Source organism: Clostridium sp., assembly GCF_040797585.1.
Taxonomy (GTDB): domain Bacteria; phylum Bacillota; class Clostridia; order Clostridiales; family Clostridiaceae; genus Clostridium_Z.
Genome location: NZ_JBFNEO010000212.1, coordinates 1 through 4,789, shown reverse-complemented (window position 1 = coordinate 4,789; position 4,789 = coordinate 1). Strand labels below are relative to the sequence as shown.

Annotated in this window: 5 protein-coding genes; 2 read left to right on the top strand and 3 right to left on the bottom strand. The window is 28.6% G+C overall.

Features of this window, described 5'->3' with window-relative positions; genetic code table 11:
- Window positions 1–132: 132 nt before the first annotated feature.
- Window positions 133–1,026, bottom strand: a complete 894-nt coding sequence (locus AB2369_RS11475) for a class I SAM-dependent methyltransferase (RefSeq protein ID WP_367666616.1) — start codon at window positions 1,024–1,026, stop codon at window positions 133–135.
- 305 nt (window positions 1,027–1,331) lie between these two features.
- Here AB2369_RS11475 and AB2369_RS11470 point away from each other — a divergent pair, with 305 nt between their 5' ends.
- Window positions 1,332–1,673, top strand: coding sequence for a PadR family transcriptional regulator (locus tag AB2369_RS11470; protein ID WP_367666615.1), 342 nt, complete (start codon window positions 1,332–1,334; stop codon window positions 1,671–1,673).
- The gene (locus AB2369_RS11465) at window positions 1,664–2,917 is read left to right on the top strand and encodes an FtsW/RodA/SpoVE family cell cycle protein (protein WP_367666614.1); all 1,254 of its coding nucleotides are present in this window, start codon (window positions 1,664–1,666) and stop codon (window positions 2,915–2,917) included. Before AB2369_RS11470 ends, AB2369_RS11465 begins: the two co-directional genes overlap by 10 nt.
- A gap of 126 nt (window positions 2,918–3,043) precedes the next feature.
- On the opposite strand, the gene AB2369_RS11460 is transcribed toward AB2369_RS11465, so the two are convergent.
- On the bottom strand, window positions 3,044–3,640 hold the full coding sequence (locus AB2369_RS11460) for a hypothetical protein (protein ID WP_367666613.1): 597 nt from the start codon (window positions 3,638–3,640) through the stop codon (window positions 3,044–3,046).
- Between the two features lie 101 nt (window positions 3,641–3,741).
- Entirely contained in the window at window positions 3,742–4,227 is a 486-nt protein-coding gene (locus AB2369_RS11455) for a hypothetical protein (RefSeq protein ID WP_367666612.1), read from the bottom strand.
- Window positions 4,228–4,789 lie beyond the last annotated feature (562 nt).

Sequence of the window (4,789 nt, the reverse complement as noted above, 5' to 3'; positions counted from 1 at the left end):
TCACAAGATAAAAATCATTGGTATAAGTTAAGAACTCAGTTAGGAACCCTATATAACAAAGTATCTTGATTTTTAAAATTTATAAAGATTAATTCTTAACTTCTAAAAATATGAGAATTAAAATTCTATTCTTTAAAATATAAATTCTTCATATCTTGGATAATCATCCTTTATAATCTTTTTCTCTGCAACTAAAGTAAATGTTTTTGGAATTCCTTTATCAAAAACCTCTGAAGATAGATTTGCTTCCTCATCTAAGCTAGTTATGAAGAGACCTTCCTTGGCTACTGCCGTAACAACTTCTCCTAGATTCCACCTTCTAAGTAAAACCTTATGTACCTCTTCACCCTCATCTAAGTATTTAGAATAAGCTACTTCCTTTTCTTCTAAAGAGGTATCAAAATAATCACCAGTAACCTTATGCTTTCTAACCTTAGCTGTGGATCCTCTTGAAGAAATTAGCTTGGTGGTAACTGGATGAAAATCTCTTATTATAAGTCTTCCATTAGGTTTTAATAACCTCTTCATTATATTTATAAAAGGCTTTAGATCAATAAAATAATGAATTATACCCATCTCTGCAAAAACTATATCATAATCCCCTGTAAATACCTCCCTAGGCATTTTTAACACATCAGATAAAATATAATTTATCGATACTCCAGCCTCCCTTGCTAGGTCCTCTGCATATCTTTTATTCCCTTCAGAAAAATCTACAACAGTTACTTCTGCTCCAAGTAATCCTAATGCTACAGCTTTATTCCCATTAGAACCCATAAGATTCATTATCTTCTTTCCCTGTACACCTTCTATTTTACCGTAGATTACAGATAAAACTTTCTCAGGATTATTTTTAATCCTATTTGCTGCTTCTTTAGGCTCTCCTAATCTTTCTACCCAAGCATTGTACGTCTCTTTATTCCATGATTCCTCATTTTTATCTATTGAGGCTTTATATATATTGGCTTCATCTTTATTTATATATATTTCGCTTTCATTATCTTTATTAGGTTCCTTCTTAATCATTTGTAATCCTCTCCTCATAATTATGGAATCATAATTTCAAATCAACTTAAAATATCAATATCTAAAATACCTAGCATTATAATATGAAATATTGTAAATTATTTTTTTATTATATATTATTTTTTTTACTAAATCTATATAAAATTAGACTTACAAAATCATTAATATTATCCCTATATCCAAGGAAGTTAATTAATAAATATTTAGAAAACATAAAAATCCTATTGATATTTATAAAAAATATCCTTATAATTATACATAGATAATCTATGTATAGTGAATCTATGTATTAATGGGAGGTTTTTATGAAAGTAAGTAAAGAACTGATTAAAGGAAGTACTTCAGTACTTATCTTGAGTCTTTTACAAAGAAAAGAGATGTACGGTTATGAAATGATTAAGGAGATAGAACTAAAATCTAGCGGTGTATTCTCTTTTAAAGAAGGAACTCTTTATCCAATACTCCACTCTTTAGAAAAGGATACAATAATCGAATCCTATTGGGAAGAAGGAGATTCAAAACGTAAAAGAAAATACTACAGAATCACTAGAGAAGGTAGAGTATATCTAAAAGAAAAGCAAGAAGAATGGGATGTATTCAAATCTTCAGTGGACAAGGTCCTTCTGGAGGTGGCATTATGCAGATAAAAAACAATAATGAAGTCAAATTATATTTAGATCACATATGTTCAAAGGTTAAAAATAAGAGAATCCATAAAGAAATTAGAGAAGAACTTTTATGTCATATTGAAGAAATGGCCTTAGATTTTTTAGAATGTGGCATAAGCGAAGAAGAGTCAATAAAAAAATCCCTATCTCAGATGGGAAGTCCAAATGTGGTAGGTGAGGAGCTTAATACTATTCATAAAGAAAAAATAGACTTAAAACTTCTAATAATAGTTTCCTTGCTTATCTCCTTTGGATTCTTAACCCTATATTCTATTGAATTAAATTTCTTAATAAAGACCTTGATGTTTACACTTCTTGGAGTAATAACTCTAGTTGGGACTATGTTCTTAGATTATAGAAAATTAAAAAACTACTCAATGCACATATATGTAATTACCTTAATTCTTTTAGTCTTTTCTGCGCTGTTATATCCACCTATAGGAGGAAAGACTGGATGGCTGTTTTTAGGACCTGTAACAATTAGTATGCCTCTAATTAGTGTATTTTTGTTTATTATTTCTCTAAGTGGTCTGTTTAATAATATAAAATCACCTATAAAAAGAAACTTACTTAGTTATATGATGCTAGCCATAATTCCTGGAATTATGCTTCTAATAACAAAATCTTTTCTTCTATTTATAATTTACAGCCTAGCTTTATGTATAATTATGAAAGTTAATAATATCAATGTAAAATATATAATTTCAAATTCTATTATTAATGTTTTTTTATTTTTCACCATGGGAGGATATGTAAAAATTATAGAACAATATACTGAAATCAGTGGAAATCCACAGATTCATGATATCATAGGCTCTATGTTAAAATCTTCGGTTCTCTTTGGAAAAGCTAAAAATTTTAATCCATTAATAATGCCTGATGTCCATACAGATTTTGTTTTTACCTATATTATATATAACTTTGGTTGGATTATAGGAGCTGTTGTTATAATACTTTTCTTAGCCCTAGTTGTAAGAATGATTAAAATGGCTCTAAATGTCAAAGATAGCTATGGAAAGACCTTAATAATCGGAATTACTTCAATTTTTGCTCTTGAAGCTTTCTTTAGCATACTTATGAATTTGAATTTAATTCCTACTGCCTATATATCCTTACCTTTCATAAGCTATAGTGGGTCAAGCTCCCTTATTAGCTTATTGGTTATTGGTATTGTGATAAATGTATATAAAGGAAAAACACTTCCTGAAACTTCTATTGTTTAGACATAGTTAAAGAAACTAGGAAATCTAAGATTATATTAATAAAATTCTTCTATAATTTAAATATAATATCCCATCTTTAATATGGACTTATTTCACTCCTATTAAAGACGGGATATTAATATTTTTCTATTTATATGGACTTTTTATAGGCTTATCTTCAGCTTTAAGCGGAGAAATATTATCTGTTATATTGACAATTTCTTTTCCACTTTCAGAAACTCCAACAATATCAAATTTTGAGCCTTTAAATCCCTCCATATATATAACCCATATTCTTTTTCCCTCAGCTTCAATTATCTTTGCACTTTTCCACCCTTCTTTATTTTCTGATTCCTTTACCTTAACTTCCTTTATTTCATCATCTCCAATAACCCCAAAGTAGATAGGTAATGAACTTTGTTTTATTGATGGAAAGTAATCATAGGATAGTTTAAGCTTTTCTGAAGCCTCAGTAATATCAGCTGCTACCCCACTATATAAATTTTCATATCCAAATAAACTCTTTCTTATAAAACTTGTATAAAGAGTATCCTTCTCTTTGGAGTAGGCAAAAATCACACTTCCTTCACGGGTTCTATCTTCAGCAATTATCTTTGTAGAATTTTTGCTTGGAATACCTAAGGCTTCTTCTATTGTGTTAATGCCTTTAATAAACTTCATTGCAATAATTAAGCAAATTACTATTACCCCTGAACCTATTAAAATAAGTAATTTTTTATTCATATAGAATCCCATATCTCCCTTTTATTTATAATATCAACATACTATTAATAACTATCCTATTCCATCTACAGTTTATTTGAAACTTTAAAAAGATACTTCATCTATACTAATGACAAGGTTACTCCCTCATCTTCCTTCCAAAACACGCTGCCTTCCCCTCTTTCATCGGTTTCTCTATCTACTATGGCTACATCTATCTTATTATATGTGAATTTATTCACTTCTTTATTTAAGCTTACATGTATTAAGTAACCAGTCATATAACTATTTTCACCTACATACTCTAAAATTCTGTTTACCACATAAACTTCTGATCTTTCCCCATTTATATGTACTTCTATATCTTCCTTGGTTAACTTTGGAGCTATATCATTTTTCTCTTCTTCACTTCTGCTTCTGGATCTACTAAGACTCATAGGTCTAAAATATATCATAAGTTGAGGAAATCCCCACTGAACTCTAAAGGCTTTTATAGAATAAACCTCTAGTCCATTAATTCTTGGGTTTATCTCCATATCATCAAAAATAGGTATATTCCATGACCAATACTCTAAGTAATTAACTCCATAATCCTTGCATGCAAACATGCTATAATATAGTCCCTTCCTTACTTTAAGCTCATAATATCCATGTTGGTCGGTAATAGTTTCATAGATATCTTCAAAATTTCCATCCTTAAGCGCTACTACAGATCCAAAAATTTCTTTCCCATTAAAATCTCTGACTTTCCCATAAAGCTTAACATACCCCCTACTATTAATCCCCCTCTAAATTTATTTAGATTTTTAATAAAAAAGCTTTAGTTTAAGATTCTTAACTACAATATTACATAAAAATGTGGAAATCTCTTAATAAATTACTCTTCTTCTGAATTAATTTATGGTAACTTTATTAACATAGAAATTAATGCATTTACCTTTATACATTATTTTACCATATATATAATTTTAAGGATAAAACAAAAAGCACTAGTCCGCTATTAAATAACTTACTAGTGCTTTACTCTTTATTGTATAATTTTTCTTTTAACCTGCAATTTAATAAATAGAAATAACCTACTTAAATACAGATCTCAAGAAATTTATTTTAAATTATATAGAATAACTATTTTCTTGTTAGATATAAAGAAGTACTAACTATTGTTCCCAT